Consider the following 19738-nt stretch of genomic DNA (forward strand, 5'->3'; position numbering starts at 1 on the left):
TGTCGTATTGATACGTTGAAACCGGCTCTATGCGCTGATTGGCGAAGTACCGGATCGGCTGGGCACGATCTTCGATGCGGATGACATTACCCGTCGGGTCGTAGTCGTAAGCCAGGCCCTGCAATAACTCACCGGCGCTGCGTATCGCTTTCAACTCAAGCAGCCAGCCGTCTTCATCACCATACCGAGCAGTGGTGATTACGCCATTACCTGCCGTTTCCGACTCCACACGGCCTTGAGCGTCGTAGAGAATCTCATTGACCAGTATCTGCTCAGGCTGCCCGCTGAGTTGCAAATGGCAGGAGTGCAACTCACCTGCCACCGTTTGGGCAAAGCGCTGAACATTCCCCTGCGCATCGGTTTGCCCGATGACCTCGCCGAGCGGGTTATAGGCCCAGCTCGTGGTCGCGCCGCTACCGGATTCCAGCAAGGCGTCGCGCTCTGACAGCGATTCGGGCCAGTCGGGGCCGGTGAAGTCCTTGAGAAAATGCTGCGTCTGCTCGATCACTGCGCCGGTCAGGCCAAACTCGATATTCAAACACGTGCCTGCCGGGTCGTCGTGACGAATCAACTGGCCGCACTGGTTGTGGGGAACTGAATCAACATCGCCATACGCCAGACGCTCAATGCAGCGGTCATTTTCAAAAACACCTGTTGGTCTGAGCAGTTCATCATATTCCACACGCCGGACAGTGCCTCGACTGTCCCAGGCTTGCAGCACTTCGCTACTTTCGCTCAGCAACGAAACCCGCCAACCGGCATCGACGCTTTCGCTGGCCAGCACTTGAGCACTGAGGGAATGAACATTGACGAGATTGGCTGGCGCGCCTTCTTCCCAGAGCCTGGGATCGTGGCTGCCAATCGGCCGGCCAGCCGGATCAAAGAGCGAGCGATTGATACGCAAGGCAGGCGCATCATTGGCTTGCTTGCGGTACCAGGCAACGGAGCGCACAGACAGACGCCGCGGATCAACGACCGCGAGCGTCGGTGTGTCTCGATGTAGATCTGCGGATAAGCCATCCATGGCGTGAACCTCTGCCAGTCACTGCATGAAGGCTAGTTCAGCGGTTGCCAGCGCAGAGAAAGTTTCGGATAGGTGGAGTTTTAGGCGGCAAGCTATAAGCCTCAAGTTTCAAGCAACTTACTCACGTGCTGCCCGAAATTACAATCTGTAACTTATTTCTCAAAAAACCTTACGCCTTGAAACCATTAATTCTATACATATCCGTCTGTCGCCTCCTGTAACAAATAACAGTAGACATATTCTTCAAGACACTCTTAACCTTGTTCAAACATCATGACATGGAAGTAACATCTGGCCATCAAATAGACACCTACCACCCCGCATTAAAAACCCATATACCTTTTATAAATTTATTTCAGGATGAAATTAAATGAGCACTACCAAAAGCAAATCAGACGTTATAAACCTGCAAATCCAACTGAGTGACGCCACTCCCTCCGAGGCTATCACGGTGCCTTATGTACGCGAGGCAAACGAAACTTCAGAACTGGATGTCAGCATTGCAAACAGAGGGTTCACTCTGGTACTTCCGGCCTTCAAGGAAGAGATCTTTGATGAGCTGATCATGACTTTTTCCACACTGGACTATAGCGCTAATATCAACTCGAACTTGATTACGTTCAAATCAGGGGAGGCCTCGATTGATACCGTGACAAAAGACCAAATCACCGGCACGTTCAAGCGCGGAGACAAAGCCAGGATCCGGGTGTTTCTCAGGGTCTATGGTGACATCTGGATGGCCGGTAAAGACTCCATCGAGTACAACATCGTTTAAATGCTGCCGCGTGAATAGTTAACAGGTCAGGAATCCTTCGGGCTATCTAGCCACTCACCCCTGCAATGGGTAAAAGCCTGGCCCGGACAAGTGGCAGGTAAGCGTCAAGTTTCAAGCTATAAGCCTCAAGCCAATTGCGAACTTGTAGCTTGTAGCTTGTAGCTTGTAGCCACACATACTCCCCCACTCGTCGCCCCATGTCATAAGCCTCGGCAAACAGGCTTGACTGAAAGTTACCGGGCTTGCTTAAGCCTCTCGACACGAGAGTAGCGATAAGACAGCACGTAATTACCAATCGATATAACACACCTATAAAAACACTCTATCTTTCAGGACAGTCAAAAATGAGCAGCGAAGGCATAGACGTTACTGGCGTAACGGTCGAGATCAACACCCCCGAAAATCCATCTGAAACCACACAATTCACAATACCGTTGAGTGACGGGGCCGTCTCCGAGTCTGTCACACAGCCCTATATACGCGAAGCAAACGAGCGCGCAGAACTGAGCGCCCTCATCGCCAACAAAGGGTTCACGCTTGTACTACCGGGCTTCGAGGACGGGGCATTCCATGAAGTGTTGATGACATTCTCCACCCCGGACAACAGTGGCAAAATCATCTCGACCCGGCTCAACCTTGAACAGGGAAAAGATTCGATTGATGCCGTCAAACAGAACGAAATCCTCAAGGCGTTCAAGCCTGGCGACAAGGCCAGGATTCAGGTCTTTCTCAGCATAACGCCTGATATCTGGGTGGCGGGCAAAGAGTCCATCGAGTACAGCATTGTCTAGGCTGCGACCTGAAGAATTAACCTCGACACAACAGGGACAGGCAGAATATCCCGTCATTCATGACTGCCATTGGTAAAGCCCACCTGCCTTTCGGTACGATGCCAGCTTCCATGCTGACGAGATGCACATCATGCTGATTGGTATTGTGCTTATCCTGACCTGGCTCATCCTGCTGCTGCGCTATCCGGCAAAGGCCTTGCCGGTATCACTGGCGGCTGCCGCAGGCCTGGGGGTAGTCGCTACCGTCGTGATCTGGCAGGACAGCCGCGAAGCGCGTCAACTGGAGCGCCTGGGGTTGCGTCTGGATTACGCGCCGCAACAATGCCCGGCAGGCAAACCCTTGCTGGTGCTCATCGACAATACCAACACGGTTCCCCTGCGCGAACTACGCTGGCGCGTGGCGGCCTATGCACCCGGCGATACCGTGAACCTCGCTGAAGATGCCTACACTGCACCGCATTACAGTGGCCCCGGTGTATTGCAGCCGGGCAGTCAGTGGCAGGACTGCCTGCCGTTGCCGCCGTTGCGGCCGGGCTATCGCCCACAAAGCCTGGAGTTTCGTCCCGAACATCTACAAGGCAGCTTCTCGGATTAAGGAAAACCAAATGCCCACAGCACTTATCACCGGCTGCTCAAGCGGCATTGGCCGGGCTCTGGCGGACGCTTTCAAAAACGCGGGCTATCAAGTCTGGGCCACGGCGCGCAAGGCTGAAGACGTCGCCAGCCTAAACGCTGCCGGTTTCAGCGCCGTGCAACTGGACGTCAACGACAGCGCCGCCCTTGAACTTCTGGCCACCGACCTTGAACAACAAGGCGTCGGGCTGGATGTGTTGATCAACAACGCCGGTTATGGCGCCATGGGGCCACTGCTCGACGGTGGCGTCGAAGCCATGCAACGGCAATTCGAGACCAATGTGTTTTCGGTGGTCGGCGTCACCCGAGCACTGTTTCCAGCATTGCGGCGCAGCAAGGGGCTGGTGGTGAATATCGGCAGCGTCTCGGGGGTGCTGGTCACGCCATTTGCCGGCGCCTACTGCGCATCCAAGGCAGCGGTACATGCACTGAGCGATGCCTTGCGTCTGGAACTGGCACCGTTTTCGATTCAGGTCATGGAAGTGCAGCCCGGCGCCATCGCCTCAAGCTTCGCGAAAAACGCCACTCATGAAGCCGAGCAACTGATCAGCGAACAATCCCCATGGTGGCCCATCCGCGAAGGCATTCGCGCCAGAGCCAAAGCCTCCCAGGACAACCCGACACCCGCTACCGACTTCGCCCGGGAACTGCTCAAGGCCATCCAGCAGACAAACCCGCCCCGCCTGCTGCGCCTGGGCAACGGCTCGCGGGTCTTGCCGCTGATGTCATGGCTGCTGCCCAAAGGGTTATTGGAGGGAGGGTTGAGGAAGCGCTTCGGGTTGGACAAGGTGTTGTGAACTCGCGTACGGGCTGCCCCCTTCTCCCTCGAACCAACTCTCCCATGACTCGCCAGCGGGCGTGATAATTCTCAAAGGGATATACAGAACAGATCTCGATTTCTCGTACAACCGAGTGGTTTTTTCGCGCAGGAATTGACTCCCACGACGAGACATGCCACATAGCCATTATGCGCAAGAAGTTGCGCACTTTTTTGTGCATATCCTGTGGATAGACCTCTACAACCCTTGTAATTAAAAGCTCACAGACGAGTGCGCAAGAAGTTGCGCACCACTGCGCAACTTCTTGCGCACTTTTAAGGGGTTTTCCATGTGAAAATCATGAAAACCCGACAACAAAACACTTATCTATCTGATTTATATAGCAAATATATTATCTGGCACGAAGCTTGATCTGTAATCGCCACCCACCTGGCGAATTCGCCTCCCGGGACACTCAATGTTTCAGCAAGGAGAGCACCCATGGCTACACCCGCGTACATGTCCATCACTGGCGAAAAACAAGGCCTGATCACTGCCGGCGCATTCACCGCCGACTCCGTGGGCAACACCTTTCAGGAAGGCCACGAAGACGAAGTAATGGTCCAGGCTTTCCATCACGACGTGATCATCCCGCGTGACCCTCAGTCCGGCCAGCCTACCGGCCAGCGCGTTCACAAACCTGTGAAAATCACCAAAGTGTTCGACAAGTCCTCGCCTCTGCTGCAAGCGGCACTGACTTCCGGCGAGCGCCTGAGCAAAGTCGAAATCAAATGGTTCCGCACCTCCGCTCAAGGTACTCAAGAGCACTACTACACCACCGTTCTGGAAGACGCCATCCTCGTCAGCTCCAAGGACTACATGCACAACTGCCAGGACCCTGCGAACGCTCATTTCACGCACCTGGAAGACATCGAAATGACCTACCGCAAAATCACCTGGACCCACGAAGTGTCCGGTACTTCGGGCTCCGATGACTGGCGCTCGCCTGTCGCCTGATAACGGCTGACGCTTCAAGCATCGACCAGCTTCTGCTGGTCGATGTTGTTTACGCTCTTCCAGAATTGAGGAACAAGGGATGTTCGCGCCGGCCAATCAGACTCACTTCAGCCTGACCATAGAAGGACTCAACAGCGACCTTCAGGTCCTGTCCCTCACCGGGCGGGAAGCCATCAGCCAACCGTTCGTGTTCGACGTCGAACTGGTCAGTGAGCAGCCGTCCCTGGACCTCGAAACGCTCCTGCACAAACCGGCCTTCCTGCAACTTTCGCCTGACGGCAGTGGCATTCATGGCCAGATCTATCGCGCCGCCCAGGGTGACTCCGGCAAACGCCTGACCCGCTACTCGGTGACCCTGCGCCCGCAGCTGTCCTACCTGGCGCACCGCATCAACCAACGTATCTTCCAGAACCTCAGCGTGCCGAAAATCATCGCCCAGGTCCTTGAAGAACATGGCATCCAGAGCAACGCCTACGCATTCACAGTCGGGTCGGTTTATCCCGAGCGCATCTACTGCGTTCAATACGATGAATCGGACCTGCACTTCATCCAGCGCCTGTGCGAGGAAGAAGGGATTCACTACCACTTCCAGCACAGCAGCACGGGCCACAAGCTGGTGTTCGGCGATGACCAGACGGTGTTCCCGAAACTCGCACCCGTGGCCTATCAGCAAGACTCCGGCATGGTCGCCAACGACCCGGTGATCAAGCGCTTCGACATGCGCCTGGAGACTCGCACCAGCCGCACCACCCGCCGCGACTACGACTTTGAAAAACCACGCCTGACGCTGGAAAGCGAAAACCGTGGCGACGCCCTGCCCGACCTTGAAGACTACGACTATCCGGGCCGTTTCGTGGACCGCGAGCGTGGCAAGCACCTGGCCAGGCGCGCCCTTGAAAGGCATCGCAGCGACTACCAGCTCGCCGAAGGCAAAAGCGATCAGCCGCTGCTGGTCAGCGGCCACTTCCTTGCCCTGACCCAACACCCCAAGGCCAAATGGAACGACCTGTGGCTGCTGACGGAAATCTTCCACGAAGGCAAACAGCCGCAAGTGCTGGAGGAGTCGGTCAGCAGTGACACGACGACGCTCAAGGACGACTTCCATCAGGGCTATCGCAACCGTTTCCAGGCCACGCCCTGGGACGTGCCGAACCGCCCGCCGCTGAGCCACCCCAAGCCGCGCATCCTCGGCAGCCAGAGCGCCGTGGTCACCGGGCCGAAAGGTGAAGAGATCCACTGCGACCAATACGGCCGCGTCAAAGTCCAGTTCCATTGGGACCGCGAAGGCCAGGCCGACGACAAGACCAGTTGCTGGCTGCGCGTCTCCTCCGCCTGGGCCGGCGCCCAATACGGCGGCATCGCCATCCCGCGCATCGGCATGGAAGTGCTCGTCACCTTCCTGGAAGGCGACCCCGACCAACCGCTGATCACCGGCTGCCTGTTCCACAAGGAAAACGTCGTCCCCTATGAGTTGCCTGCGAACAAGACCCGCAGCACCTTCAAGACCCTCAGCTCACCGGGCGGTGGCGGCTACAACGAGCTGCGCATCGAAGACAAGAAAGGCCAGGAACAGATCTACCTCCACGCCCAGCGCGACTGGGACGAGAACATCGAGAACGATCAGAAGATCCGTGTCGGCAACGAGCGCCATGACACCGTCGAGCAGAACAGCTACAGCGAGTTCAAGGCTGAGGAGCATCACACGGTCTATGCAGACCGGAAGGTCGAGACGAAGGCGAATGACCATTTAACGGTGGCCGTTAATCAGCACATCAAGATAGGCACCGGCCAGTTCATCAATGCAGGCCAGGAAATCCACGTCAGCAGCGGCATGAAACTCGTGCTCGAAGCCGGCAGCGAACTGACCCTGAAAGCCGGTGGCAGCTTCATCAAGATCGACGCCAGCGGCGTGACCCTGAGCGGGCCGGTGATCAACGTCAATGCTGGTGGTAGCCCGGGCAGCGGGACGGGTGCAGCGCCGTTGTTGCCGGGGCCGTTGAAGCAGGCGGATGCGGATAAGGCTGGGCAAGTCGTGAAACCTTCACTCGCCTCCTTTAAGGCGCAGTCAAAAGCCGGAGCATTGCTACCAACCCCATCGTGCCACCTTGACGCATCCGGCCATTGCCCTATCCACCAAGCGGGTGCGACAACATGATCGACGCCATACCTTCCCCATTCAAACAATCAGCTTCATCCGGCCTAATGTGCCTGATTCTAGATAGCAGCTTTGACGCGGATCTCCTGAACCACTTATTTCAGGGTGAGAACCAAGCGAGCCCTAACTGCATTCCGCTATTCATCAACACACCATATGCCGACCTCCAACCAAACGGTCCTTACATCGTCTTGTGTCCTGCAAAGAGCATGTCACAGGAGTTTGCTGCCGCCCTGCTTGAACAGGAAGATGCCGGGTGCGTTGCCTGGTTGAGCAGTTCAGCATCACTTGATCAGGGTATTGAACATTGGCGTAGTCTGCTTACCGTAAGAACGGACGATGAACCGCAACAAATGATGCGTTTTTACGATCCGCGCTGGCTGGAGCCACTGCTGCTCAGTTTCAGCGAGGCCGAACAGGCGCAGTTCATCGGTCCGTTTACCGCCCTGGCTTGGCGCAACGAAATCGGCTGGCGGTATTACGCAAATCCCCCCCAGAGCCTCACAACAACAGTGCAACCTACAGCATGGTTGTATTTGAGCTCTGAACGGCAAGTGTTGATTGAGCAGGGTCGTTTGAAGGTCATTGCTACACGCTTTGCCGAGGACTACCGCGATGCCTTACCAGCAGAAGATCCAGTAGCGTTCGTTTACCGCCAGTTGCTGGCCGGTAAAGAAATAGGCTACGAGCAGATTGCCGATCAGGAGCGTTGGCTACGCTTGGCAATCGGTCGCGGCGACAGTTTCTGGAAGCGCTCTCCGGATGCCGAAGTGCTGGCTCGAAGCGACGTAGCTCTTGGAGACAAATTGGCTCAACTGGAAAGCCTGTGAAACATAAGGACGATGAGCAATGAGTAACACCTATACCGTTAAGAGCGGCGATACCCTCAGCCACATAGCTGCCGCCAACAAATGCTCGGTGTCGGATTTGCAGGCACTAAACCCTAATATCACCAACCCTGACTTCATCAAGCCCGGTTGGGTGATAAAGTTGCCCAATGCCGCAACCAAACCCCTTCCACCGCCTAAACACGCAGACAACCAGAGCACTACCAATGTCAAAGGCGCAGCTCAGTGCAAAGACGAACTGGTTGATGTGGTGCATATCACCGGCGAACAACACTTTTACATCCTGACGGAACAAGAGTCCAAAGCTCTGAAGCAGCAGACTGATATCGTTAAAAAACTCATGGACGAGTTACATCAAAATCTGGCGAAAGCTACTGAAGCCAGCAAGTGCGCAAAAATCAAAGACCCTAAAGCCAGCTGCTCTTGCAGCAACTGTGTCAAAGACGCCTGGAACTCGAAGGCTGAAGAGGCTGGTCTTTTACAACGATCCGAGCCGCCAGCGGAAAAACCCAAAGCCACCATCGACCGCCAGGAAGATTTGCAGGGACAACTGGCAACGGTACAACAGGCGCGTGACTGGTATCAGCGTTATGCGCCAAAAGCCGCGCTTGAGGGCAGCTATCTAGAGAGTAACTGGAGAGACCTGCAAGCAAAGAAAGTAGCCGAACTCAATGCTCAGATTAAGTCGCTTCGTACCCGAATTGCCGCAGTCAGCAAACCCGAGGCAGGCGAAAGCTCCACAAGTGCCAATGGCGCAGCACCTGATCTCAAACATGGCAGAGGTCGCGGCACAGAAAGCCAAACAGGTCGCCAAGTAAGAACAGGGGTTACCGTCATCGAAGTTATCTCCCTTAGCGATCCTAGTCGTCGACATTATATTCCGATGGTTTACCGGCAACAGCTCGACTGGAAAGTGAAGGTCAATACCAACGTTATCCAAGGCAAGCCGCTTGACAAGAATCTGATCAAAGAGCTGATCAAAGATATCCGTACCGCCGTCGATGACAGCCGAAAAACCAGCCCATTAGGAAGCCTGGAAGCCAAGTTCGCTAGCTGGACAAGCAAAGACGATAACCTTCTAAACGCACTTCATAAGGAATGCTCGTGGACATCCAACGAAGCAGACTCTGCCAAGTATGCCGTGTCCGCAGAAGCCCATGCTTTCCGCTTCGCAGCCAGCGCTAGCGCTGGAATCAATAGTTGGGAACCAGGCAAAGGCAACGTCGAGATAGGCGTAAAAGGCAGCGCCGCGATCTCTCTGGCTGAAGGCTCCGTAGCGCTGAAAAGCTTCTTTCCTGACCAAGGCGGTTATGTCGTGCGCATGCCGTACCGCAATGCACAAGGCAAGGAGGTGGTCAGCGAAATTGGTATATTCCGCCTTGACGGCAAGGTTGAGCTTTCCTGCTTCCTTGGGGCCACCGCACAGGGACAAGCTGGAGTTAAGGCCCAATACAAACCTGTGGAAGTTGAAAACTCAGGTGCTACTGCGTTACTCAGTCCGCCAAGCTTGGATGTAGATAGAAAACGCGGTGGTAGCCTGGGTTTGAAAGGCAACGCCTTTGCTGGCCTGCAAGGTGGCGGCACCGTAACCGGAACGTTGAAGTGGCTTGATCCGACCAAACAAGGGGTTGGTAAAATTACCGCTGGCCAGGCTAATGACAGTGGCAGTACGGACTGGGCTAGCTTGGTCGAGATTAAAGCAGAGGGTAACGTTGCCTTGGGTGTTGGAGCCAGCTTTGATTTCGGGATTGATATTCGGGAAAACCGCCTGGCTATCAACTGTAAAGCGAGTCTGGTTTTTGGCCCTGGTGCTGGTGGTGGATTTGGTACGACTGTTGATATAGAAAAGATTGGTGAACTGGCCTATGTCTTTTGTAATGCACTGTCAAAAGCTGACTTCCATTATCAGCTATCCATCACCAAAGAAGCCTTTGATTACATGGCCAGGGGATTGTTTCAGATCGCAACTCATCCAGCGACAGCAGCAAAGAAAGCCTTTTCGGACGGCCGCCTTCAGATGAGCAGATGGTGGTCGCGCCGAGAAGCGACCAAACAAGAAGCACAAACACTGGCAAATTACTTGCTGGCTAATCAGGCGATCAATGTTAATGGAAAGAAAATTCCTCTTAACATTTTGCCGCCGGAAACGATTGGCCCCATGCTATATGTTTTGACTGAAAGTTTCGTGGAGAGCTGGGCAGAAGATCAGGAAAAAGCCGTCGTGCTATTGCTATCTCACTTAACCACTTGGCGGCATTTCATTGAAGTATTGGAACACTGTTCCAAAGATGGTAGTACGGTCAATGCCATGGAAAGCCTGGATCGCCTGAATGCTTTGCTAGACGGTGCGGAACAGCAGCAGTTCAATAAATTCATTGGAACCTTAGCAGCAATCAACATTAACTCTTCGACCAGGCAAATCGGAATGATTGCTTGGACCCCAGGCCTACCTTGGAGAAAAGAAAGAACACTGATAGCTGCAAGACAAAGCAATTTATTTGATGGTATTGCTTAAGTGAAGGCGCCTTGGGCGCCTTTACTGCCCATTAGTCAGAGTCGCTCACCTGACTGGATAGCACATCGAAAACTCGTAGAGCTATAGTGATATTCCTGAACAGGACTCGAAGCCCAGCGTCGAACAATTGGAGCAGCAATTAAAGGTCCCTCTGAAATATCGGAGCCCCTTTTAATCCTTTGAGAGCCTGATGGTGGGCCTTGGGGATCATTAAGAGGAGAGTTTTTATAGTAATCCGCGCCATACCAGTCATTGACCCAGTCGGTCGAATTACCTGAAAGCCCAGCAATCCCCAATGAATTAGGAGCAAAGCGATCTACAGGAAAATTATCCTCTTCATCCGGTTCAGGGAAATTTTTCCCGTAATCAAGGCTGCCGCTATCTGTTGGAAATAATAAATGCTGCCCCCGGCTACGAGCGGCATACTCCCACTGAGCCTCTGTGGGCAAGTCAACCGCATAGCCACTTAGCTTGCCTAACCATTGACAGTAATCCTTGGCTTCCTGCCAACTTTTAGTAGGCGCTGGCAGATTGGGTTTATAAAAACGTTTGAGATCCTCTCGCTTTCGATCTTCCTGATCGTACAGTGGTTTCCGATTTGCTATAAAAAACAAATCAAAATCCCCCAGTGTCGTTTGAAAGCGCGACAGATAGTAACTACTCAATTTAACAGGATGAACAAAATCATCATCACCACTCGGGCTGATATTACACATCCGCTCCGGCGCAACTCCACAAGGCCACTCGCACACATTCTTTTCGTCATATTCGCAGATCCATCCAAAGTCCCCCATATCAAACTGGCCGCCCTCGACAAATACCATATTGTCAATCGACTTCACCACAGTGCTGAGTACATTGCCGCGTAACTCGTTGGAAAGATCCGGATATTGGGTATTAATCTTGGCAGCGATGGCAGCGACTTTCTCTGGCGTGAGACTTTGGCTCTTCGGCAATGGACCAGATTCGGCGTTGCATCCAACCATCATCAGCATGGCGGGCATGGCAATTAAAAAAGGACGTAGCACTGAGGATATCCTTATTAGGCTCGTTAACTACTGAACACTATCATTCCTCGCCTGTTTGACAAAGCGCTGCCACCAACCGCCAGCTAGAGTTTTCACCTACACACTGAGTAACAAACAACGCTTTGGGGGCCACACGTCATGGCCGACATCACTTTCACGCGCCTGTTCGCGAATAAATTCGCTACTACTTTTCGGGTGCCACAATCACCGTACACGTCATCCCCGCCGCCAGCAGCAACCCTTCAGGAACCTGATCCAGGTGAATACGCACCGGTACGCGCTGGGCGAGGCGGACCCAGTTGAAGGTCGGGTTGACGTCGGCGATGAGTTCGCGGCTTTGGGGGTTGTCGCGGTCGTAGATGCCGCGGGCGATGCTTTCGACATGGCCCTTGAGCACTTCGCCGCTCATCAATTGCATCTCGGCCGGGTCACCCACGTGGACGTGGGGCAGTTTGGTTTCCTCGAAGAAGCCGTAGACCCAGAACGAATTCATGTCGACCACAGCCATCTTCGCTTCGCCTGCACGGGCATAGTCGCCGCGATGGACGTTGAGGTTGGTGACGTAACCATCAACCGACGCCAGCACACGAGTGCGTGACAGGTTGAGTTCGGCCGCTTCCAGACGAGCCTGGGCCAGTTGGTAATCTGCAAGGGCCGAGGTGGCGATGTTGCTGGCGTCGTCGCGGTTTTCGGTGGAGACCACCAGGTTGTCCATATCGGCGCGACGTTTGGCGTTGAGTTTGCGCATCTCCCAGGTGGCCTTGCGCGAGGCCAGCAAAGCCTCTGCTTCCTTGACCGCAATCCGGTAATGTTCGGGGTCGATCTGCATCAGCAGGTCGCCCTTTTTCACCTGCTGGTTGTCACGTACCGGCACATTGATCACGGTGCCGGCCACTTCCGCCGCGACGTTGATGATATCGGCACGCACCCGACCATCGCGGGTCCAGGGTGTTTCCATGTAGTGCACCCACAAGGTCCGGCCGATGAAGATGGCAAGGGCCAGGACCAACAAGGTGGCGATCAGACTGAAGAGCTTTTTCATCCAGAGGTTCTCGAACCGGGCATCAACGATAAAAGGGCAGCGCCAGAGCGCCAAAAATGCAGGTGAACAGGCTCAGGCGCAGCAGCGCCGGGTGCCAGAAATGTCGGTACAGATCGAACCCGGCCAGCAGTCGGTCCAGCGCCCAGGCCAGTACCAGCGCAATCAGGAACATCAGGGTGATGCTCGGCATGTACAGGCCGTGGAACGCGATTTCACGAGGCATGGACGACTCCTTGTGGGCGGCCATGCACGGCCAGTGGCGATTGCGGGTCCAGCAACGAGGTGCGGATGAAATGCAGGTAGCTTTTGACCCGGCGCAGCACTGAGGTGTCGAAGTGTGAGGCAAAGGGTTCATCGGTCATTTGTACGCAACTGATGGCGTGATCGACCGCCACCAGGCAGCGCTCCAGGTTGCTGGCATCGGGCTGGATGAACAGGCGGATCAGTGAACGCCCCATGACCCGGATCGCAATGCGCCAGGACTGATACTCGGCGTAGCTGGGATGAATCGGCAGGATGGCCTGCTCGCGGCGCAGCTCGATAATCGCGTGGCCGATTTCCAGCACCGTAAACATCCAGTGCAGCAGTTCACGCTGCACTTCAGGCCTGCCGACCGCCAGACCATAAGCCTGATGCATCAGGTCGCGGGTCTGGCTTTCAAAGCTGGAGCCCAGCCTAGGCAATGGTGCGCTGATGGCGAATACCACTTGCCGACGCAGGGCGTCCTTGAGGCGCTCCCACATCCAGCGGCTGTTGGGCGGCAGGATGATTGCGCCTGCTGCGGCGCAGAACAACATGCCGACGACCATGGCGATGTAATCGTTGATGAAGGTGTAAGGGTTGTAGAGTGTGAGGTTGTCCGGTACCGAGCCGATGCTGAAAAAGATCAGCAGGCCCAGCCCATAACCGGCCCATTGAGGACGCGAAGCCAGAAAGGTGCCGACCACCAATACCGGTGCCAGAAACACGCACAGCAATGGAAAGCCGTCGATGTGCGGGAAAATGAAGAAGGTTTCGGTAAAGCCCAGGATCGCGCCCAGCAAGGTGCCGCATGCCATCTGGAACGACATGCGACGCGGGTTGTTGGTGGTGGATGACAAGGCAACGGTCGCAGCCGACGCCAGGGTCATGATCGCGCCGCTGGGCCAGGCCGTCAGCACCCAGTACGCACTCAACAACGCTACGACTGTGCTCGCACGCACACCGGCTGCCAAGGCAGTCATCCAACTGGTGCGCGGCACAAACGACTCTTCCCACTGTTCGCGCACATGGTTGTGATCAGCCAGTGAAGCATGGGTCTGGGCGTAGTCATGCAGGTCGTTGACGAGGCGATACAGCAACTCGAAAGCCGTGTGAAAATCCAGCAACTCGGCTTCATCCGGCCCGCTTTGCTCAAGCTCGGTACGCATACTGCGAACCAGGTCGGGCAGTTCGGTTTTGAAGACTTCCAGACGTTGCACCAGCACTGCCGCATCGCCAATGGTCAGGGACCGGTCAGCAAATGCATCGAGTAATTGGGCCAAGGCATTGAGGCCCGGATCGACCCGGTTCATGACTGAATTCACCTGACTGGCTCGCAGCCGCGCCAGCAATTGATGCAGGGCATTGAAGCGCGTGGTAATGGCCATGAACTCGCTGTTAAGGCGATTGAGCCGCCCGTTGCGGCGGCGCATGTGCGGGTCTTCAAACACCGTTACGCTGCGCATCCCTTCCAGGCCGATGGCTTCGGCGACAAAGCGCACGTTGCCGGTTTCAAAGGCATCCCTCTCGCTGACGCCACGCAAGCCATCCACAACAAAACGGGCAAACACACCGAAGCGCTGATACAGCGCGTTGCGCATTGCAGCGGCGGAACTCTGCGGCAGGATCGCCGCCGTCACGGCAGTGGAGCAGACAATACCCAAAGCGATTTCCAGCACCCGCCAGACCGCTGCCATGAACGAGCCCTCCGGGTGAGCCAGTGCGGGCAGGCCGACCATCGCTGCCGTGTAACCCGCCAGCACAAAACCGTAAGCCCGAAAGTTGCGATAACGCGCTGCGCCTGCCGAACAGATCCCGACCCACAGCGCCAGGCACCCCAGAAACGGCACCGAGTTCTGTGCGAACAAGGCCATCAGCAGCACCATCATGGCCGAACCCGCCAACGTGCCGAGCAGACGGTAGAAGCTCTTGGCAAACACATGCCCGCTCTGTGGCTGCATGACGATGAACACAGTGATCATGGCCGTGCGCGGTTGAGGCAACTCCAGGCGCAACGCCAGCCAGTAAGTGAGGAACGCGGCAATCAACACCTTGAAGATATAGATCCAGGTGACCCCGTCGCTACGCGCCCAACTATTGAGCTCTCGCACCAGAAGCCGTAGGAGCGAATTCATTCGCGAAGGCCCCGGTAAGCCTGCTGAAGATGTAGCGTCTGGAATACTGTCTTCGCAGATAAGCGGAGCGCCGCCCGATCCGCTCCCACGAGGTGAGGTTTTATTCATCAGGAAGCCCGCCGCCCAGCGCCACCACCAGCCCGGCGTACACACTCAGGCGAGCGGCTTCGATCTGCTGCTGAATCTGTTGCTGACGAAACAACAGCGTCTGGGCATTGAGCACGTTCAGGTAGTCGGTCAGGCCGCGCTGATAGGCGATCAAGGCAATGTCATAGGTCTTCTGGGCTGCCGCGACGGACTCGGCGGCGAACACCTGCTGCTTGTCCATGGAGGCACGGCGGATCAACTGATCGGAAATGCTTTTGAGGGCCATCACCAGTGTCTGGTTGTAATGGGCCACGGCCAGGTCATAACCCGCCACGGCCTGGCCCAGCTCCGCTCGCAGGCGTCCACCGTCGAAGATCGGCAGGCTGATTGCCGGGCCGGCTTTATAGCTGAGCTTGCTGCCGGTCAGAAACTCCAGCATCCCGCCGCCCGTGGCCATATAGCCAAGGCTGCCGACAAGATCGACGTTGGGATAGAAACCCGCATGCGCCACATCGACTCCACGCGCCTGCGCCTCGACACGCCAGCGGCTGGCAACCACATCCGGGCGCTGGCCCAGCAGTTGCGCAGGCAATGCCGAAGGCAGTTTGAGTGCGGTGTGCAGCGACAGGCTCGGGCGTAGCAGCCCAGCGCCCTCACCCGGCCCCTTGCCCGCCAGAACGGCCAGTTGATTACGCTCCAGCGCAATGGCTTCTTCCAGCTCGTCGATTTGCCGATGGGTTTCCGGCAGAGGTGTTTCGGCCTGGCTGACCTCGAAATGCGTACCGATGCCGCCTTTCAAACGACGCTGGGCCAGATCGAGAATCTGCTTCTGCTGGGCCAGCGTGGCTTCGACGATATCCAGCCGGGCGTAGTGCAGAGCCAGCTGGATATAGGCGCGGACGATATTTTCCTGCAATTCAAGTTGGGCCTGACGTTGCTCGGCCGCACTCATGTGCGCCAAGTCAAGCGCTTGTTCGCTGGCGTTGCTTTCGCGGCCCCAAAGATCGAGGGCGTAACTCAAACCCAGCGATGCATTGTTGTCCCAGGTGCGAGTATTGGCCAGTTCGCCAGGCCCATAGAATTGATCGGTCGGCCAGTCATGGCGCGCCAGATTGGCACTGCTGTCGACATGCAGACCTTCGGCGGATTCGGCAATCCCGGCCAGCGCTTTTGCCTGGCGCACGCGCGCGGCAGCCATCGCCAGGCTCGGACTGCCCTGAGTTGCCAGCGCTATCCAGCGGTTCAACTGGGGGTCGCCATAGGCACGCCACCACTGAGCGTCAGGCCAGTTGGCGTCCATGGCAGCGCTCTGGATAGCCTGATCGGTGGCCAGGCTGTCGAGGGGCAATGCCCTGCCTTGTGAGGTGATTCCGTCGGTTCCGATACAGCCGCTGATAGTTAACGATACAACCCAGACACTGAGGAGCCTGAAGCCCCAAATGATGCGACGCGGCACAGCTGCGAGTTCCCGACTGGAAATGAAGCGCTATTGAGTGGCGCGATTCTAGGGGGCGGCCTGCACGGCGATAAGCTGGCGAATATGTGATTCTTTATTACAGAAACGGTGATAATCCCTTGCCATGTGCCAGTAACTTCATGTCACAATTTGACATGCCTTCAGAGAATTGCACATGGACACTCTGCAAAACATGCGCGCCTTCTGTTGTGTGGCGCAAGCGGGCAGCTTTACCGCAGCCGCAGCACAACTGGACACCACCACCGCCAACGTCTCTCGGGCCGTCTCGAACCTCGAAGCGCATTTGCAGACACGCCTGCTCAACCGCACGACCCGCCGTATTGCCCTGACCGAAGCCGGCAAGCGTTATTTGCTGCGATGCGAACAGATTCTGGCCTCTGTCGAAGAGGCGGAAGCCGAAGCCAGCGATGCCCACGCCCGACCGACCGGCCAGCTCAAGATGCATTCGATGCCCGGTGTCGGCCAGCATTATGTGATCGATGCCATCGCCCGCTATCGGCAGAGCCACCCGGATGTGTCCTTTGACCTGACCATGACCAACCGCGTGCCGGACCTGCTTGAAGACGGCTACGACGTGTCCATCGTTCTGGCCAGCGAACTGCCGGACTCAGGTTTTGTGTCGCAACGCCTGGGCATCACTTACAGCATCGTTTGCGCCTCGCCGGCCTACATCAAGAACTTCGGCATGGCCTACACGCCAGCCGACCTGCTGAACCACGCTTGCCTGCGCCTGGTCAGCCCGGTGTTCCCGCTGGAAAAATGGGTGTTCGACGGCCCACAAGGCCAGGAAATGGTCACCATCAACAGCTCGCCCCTGCTGGTCAACTCTGCCGATGCCATGCAGACCGCTATTTCCAGCGGCATGGGCATCGGCATACTGCCGATCTACTCGGCCATCGACGGGTTGCGTAACGGCACCTTGATGCGGGTCCTGCCCGACTATCGCTCCCAGGAGCTGAACCTCTACGCCATCTACCCGTCGCGCCAGTATCTGGATGCGAAGATCAAGACCTGGGTCGAATACCTGCGTGGTTCGCTGCCTGAAATCCTCGCCGCCGACGAAGCAGATCTGCATATTCATTCGATGAAATCGCTGGCTTGAGAGTTTGCGTGTGCAAAACCGGCTGCCCAAGGGCCGACAAGAATGTTAGCGTGCTACTCATTCAACCGCTCAAGAGTGACTGCCCCAATGAAAAAAACCGTACTCGCCTTTAGCCGTGTCTCCCCTGAAATGGCCGAACGCCTGTCGCAAGATTTCAACGTGATCGTGCCAGACCCGAAACTGGGCGACCTCAATGCCCAGTTCAACGAAGCGCTGCCCGAGTCCCACGGCATGATCGGGGCAGGCCGCAAACTGGGGCGCGAGCAGCTTGAAGGGGCCACGAAACTGGAAGTGGTATCGAGTATTTCGGTGGGCTACGACAACTACGATGTCGGTTACCTGAGCGAGCGCGGCATCCTGCTGACCAATACCCCGGACGTGCTGACTGAAAGCACCGCCGACCTGGGCTTTTCGTTGATCATGAGCAGTGCCCGTCGTGTCGCGGAGCTGGATGCCTGGACCAAGGCCGGTAACTGGAAGCGCAGCATCGAAGCGCCTCATTTCGGCACCGATGTACATGGCAAGACGCTGGGTATCGTCGGCATGGGCAATATCGGCGCCGCCATTGCCCGTCGTGGTCGCCTGGGTTTCAACATGCCGATTCTGTACAGCGGCAACAGCCGCAAGACTGAAGTCGAGCAAGAGCTGGGCGCTCAATTCCGCACACTGGATCAATTGCTGGCCGAGTCGGATTTCGTCTGCCTTGTGGTGCCGCTGAGCGAGAAGACCCGCCACCTGATCGGCCGCCGTGAACTGGCGCTGATGAAGCCCGGCGCAATCCTGATCAACATTGCGCGCGGCCCGATTGTCGACGAGCCGGCGCTGATCGAAGCCTTGCAGAACGGCACCATTCGCGGTGCCGGTCTGGATGTGTACGAGAAAGAACCGCTGAGTGAGTCGCCACTGTTCAGCCTGAGCAATGCAGTGACCTTGCCGCATATCGGCTCGGCGACTCACGAAACCCGTCAGGCCATGGCAGATCGTGCCTACCACAACCTGCGCAGCGCGCTGCTGGGTGAGCGGCCACAGGACCTGGTCAATCCGCAGGTCTGGAAGGGTTAAAACCCTTTTCGCGAATGAATTCGCTCCTACCGTAGGAGCGACTTCAGTCGCGAAGCGGAGCGTTTGGATATACCAATGACTCTTTTTGCGAAAGCTCTTTCGGCTTCCTGAACACCAGCACATTCCCCAGCATCACCAATGCCAGCCCGAAGAGTGCGGGCACTGTCCATTGGTAGCCTTCGACCCACGCCGAAATATTCAACGCCACCACCGGAAACAGCACGGTGCAGTAAGCCGCACGCTCAGGCCCCATGCGTCCGACCAGTGTCAGGTAGGCCGTGAAACCGATGACCGAGCCGGGTATGACCAGATACAGCAGCGAACCGATATAGCGGGTATTCCATTCAAAAACGAACGGCGCACCGCTGAACAGGCAATACACACCCAGTATCGTCGCACCGTAGAACATACCCCAGGCATTGGTGGTCAAGGGCCGCAACCCGGCCTTCTGTTGCAGGCTCGACAGCATGTTGCCCGCCGAGAAACACAAGGTTCCCAATAGCGCCAGCCCGAGCCCGATAAAGGTCTCGCGGCTGGCACTGTGGTCGGCCAGTTCAGGCCAGAACAGGCACGCCAGCCCGGTCAACCCCATGGCACCGCCCGCCAGTACGTTACGTGCCACTTTCTGCTTGAAGAAAACCCGTGCATTGAGCGCATTCCATAAGGTCGCGGTCGAGAACACCACGGCGATCAAACCGCTGGGGATCCATTGGCTGGCCGTGTAGAAGCACATGAAGTTGATGCAGAACAGGCACAAGCCCTGCGCCAGACAGATCAACTGCCCGCGACGATTGACCGGTTGCAGACGCCCGCTGAGCAATAGCATCGCAAACAGGATCAAGGCCGCCAGGCTGAAGCGGTAGAAGATGGACACCGCAATGGCGACCTCGCCCAGTTGCAGTTTCAGGGCAATCCAGGTCGTCCCCCAGATCAGGACGGTCAACAGATACAGCGAGATATTCATGACGCAGCTCCTCAATGAGCCTTGAGTCTGCGGGCGGACCATCGGCGTCGCTTGCACAATCTTGCGCATTTGATCGTGCAGGTGA

General features: G+C 56.4%; 16 protein-coding genes and 1 pseudogene. 10 read left to right on the plus strand and 7 right to left on the minus strand.

Annotated features, from left to right (window positions below):
- Nucleotides 1–1024, minus strand: a pseudogene (locus ACODS3_RS18740) (RHS repeat domain-containing protein); the annotation flags it as partial.
- 370 nt (nucleotides 1025–1394) lie between these two features.
- Between ACODS3_RS18740 and ACODS3_RS18745 the strand changes: the two are divergent.
- From ACODS3_RS18745 to ACODS3_RS18780, 8 genes are all read left to right on the plus strand, one after another.
- Nucleotides 1395–1799, plus strand: a complete 405-nt coding sequence (locus ACODS3_RS18745) for a hypothetical protein (protein ID WP_025258708.1) — start codon at nucleotides 1395–1397, stop codon at nucleotides 1797–1799.
- 344 nt (nucleotides 1800–2143) lie between these two features.
- Nucleotides 2144–2590 carry a hypothetical protein gene (locus ACODS3_RS18750; protein ID WP_025258707.1) on the plus strand — a complete coding sequence of 149 codons (447 nt, stop codon included), beginning with the start codon at nucleotides 2144–2146 and terminating at the stop codon, nucleotides 2588–2590.
- Nucleotides 2591–2720: 130 nt separating this feature from the next.
- Nucleotides 2721–3185: a multidrug transporter gene (locus tag ACODS3_RS18755; RefSeq protein WP_095067213.1), complete on the plus strand. Its 465-nt coding sequence runs from the start codon at nucleotides 2721–2723 to the stop codon at nucleotides 3183–3185.
- A 10-nt stretch (nucleotides 3186–3195) separates the two neighbouring features.
- Entirely contained in the window at nucleotides 3196–4020 is an 825-nt protein-coding gene (locus ACODS3_RS18760) for an SDR family oxidoreductase (protein ID WP_489035722.1), read from the plus strand.
- 462 nt (nucleotides 4021–4482) lie between these two features.
- On the plus strand, nucleotides 4483–4998 hold the full coding sequence (locus ACODS3_RS18765) for an Hcp family type VI secretion system effector (protein ID WP_025258081.1): 516 nt from the start codon (nucleotides 4483–4485) through the stop codon (nucleotides 4996–4998).
- Between the two features lie 79 nt (nucleotides 4999–5077).
- On the plus strand, nucleotides 5078–7153 hold the full coding sequence (locus ACODS3_RS18770) for a type VI secretion system Vgr family protein (protein WP_489035724.1): 2076 nt from the start codon (nucleotides 5078–5080) through the stop codon (nucleotides 7151–7153).
- Nucleotides 7150–7983, plus strand: coding sequence for a DUF4123 domain-containing protein (locus ACODS3_RS18775; RefSeq protein WP_304576138.1), 834 nt, complete (start codon nucleotides 7150–7152; stop codon nucleotides 7981–7983). Before ACODS3_RS18770 ends, ACODS3_RS18775 begins: the two co-directional genes overlap by 4 nt.
- Nucleotides 7984–8002: 19 nt before the next feature.
- Nucleotides 8003–10516: a LysM peptidoglycan-binding domain-containing protein gene (locus ACODS3_RS18780; RefSeq protein ID WP_304576137.1), complete on the plus strand. Its 2514-nt coding sequence runs from the start codon at nucleotides 8003–8005 to the stop codon at nucleotides 10514–10516.
- 35 nt (nucleotides 10517–10551) lie between these two features.
- Here ACODS3_RS18780 and ACODS3_RS18785 read toward each other — a convergent pair whose 3' ends face one another.
- From ACODS3_RS18785 to ACODS3_RS18805, 5 genes are all read right to left on the minus strand, one after another.
- Entirely contained in the window at nucleotides 10552–11544 is a 993-nt protein-coding gene (locus ACODS3_RS18785; protein WP_304576136.1) for a formylglycine-generating enzyme family protein, read from the minus strand.
- Between the two features lie 184 nt (nucleotides 11545–11728).
- A complete protein-coding gene (locus ACODS3_RS18790) occupies nucleotides 11729–12586 on the minus strand; it encodes an efflux RND transporter periplasmic adaptor subunit (protein WP_489035727.1) in 858 nt (285 codons plus the stop codon).
- Nucleotides 12587–12608: 22 nt separating this feature from the next.
- Nucleotides 12609–12809 carry a DUF1656 domain-containing protein gene (locus ACODS3_RS18795; RefSeq protein WP_095067151.1) on the minus strand — a complete coding sequence of 67 codons (201 nt, stop codon included), beginning with the start codon at nucleotides 12807–12809 and terminating at the stop codon, nucleotides 12609–12611.
- Nucleotides 12799–14961 carry an FUSC family protein gene (locus ACODS3_RS18800; RefSeq protein WP_489035728.1) on the minus strand — a complete coding sequence of 721 codons (2163 nt, stop codon included), beginning with the start codon at nucleotides 14959–14961 and terminating at the stop codon, nucleotides 12799–12801. Before ACODS3_RS18800 ends, ACODS3_RS18795 begins: the two co-directional genes overlap by 11 nt.
- Nucleotides 14962–15061: 100 nt before the next feature.
- Entirely contained in the window at nucleotides 15062–16504 is a 1443-nt protein-coding gene (locus tag ACODS3_RS18805) for an efflux transporter outer membrane subunit (RefSeq protein WP_038399753.1), read from the minus strand.
- A gap of 175 nt (nucleotides 16505–16679) precedes the next feature.
- Between ACODS3_RS18805 and ACODS3_RS18810 the strand changes: the two genes are divergently transcribed.
- Together ACODS3_RS18810 and ACODS3_RS18815 are read left to right on the plus strand one after the other, a co-directional pair.
- Complete coding sequence (locus tag ACODS3_RS18810) at nucleotides 16680–17627, plus strand: LysR family transcriptional regulator (protein ID WP_201007318.1); 948 nt, start codon at nucleotides 16680–16682, stop codon at nucleotides 17625–17627.
- Nucleotides 17628–17714: 87 nt separating this feature from the next.
- Nucleotides 17715–18689 (plus strand): 2-hydroxyacid dehydrogenase, encoded by a 975-nt coding sequence (locus ACODS3_RS18815; RefSeq protein WP_489035729.1) that lies wholly within the window; start codon nucleotides 17715–17717, stop codon nucleotides 18687–18689.
- A gap of 43 nt (nucleotides 18690–18732) precedes the next feature.
- Here ACODS3_RS18815 and ACODS3_RS18820 read toward each other — a convergent pair whose 3' ends face one another.
- Nucleotides 18733–19653 (minus strand): DMT family transporter, encoded by a 921-nt coding sequence (locus tag ACODS3_RS18820; RefSeq protein WP_304576132.1) that lies wholly within the window; start codon nucleotides 19651–19653, stop codon nucleotides 18733–18735.
- Nucleotides 19654–19738: the final 85 nt, after the last annotated feature.

Source organism: Pseudomonas sp. FG43, from assembly GCF_057809175.1.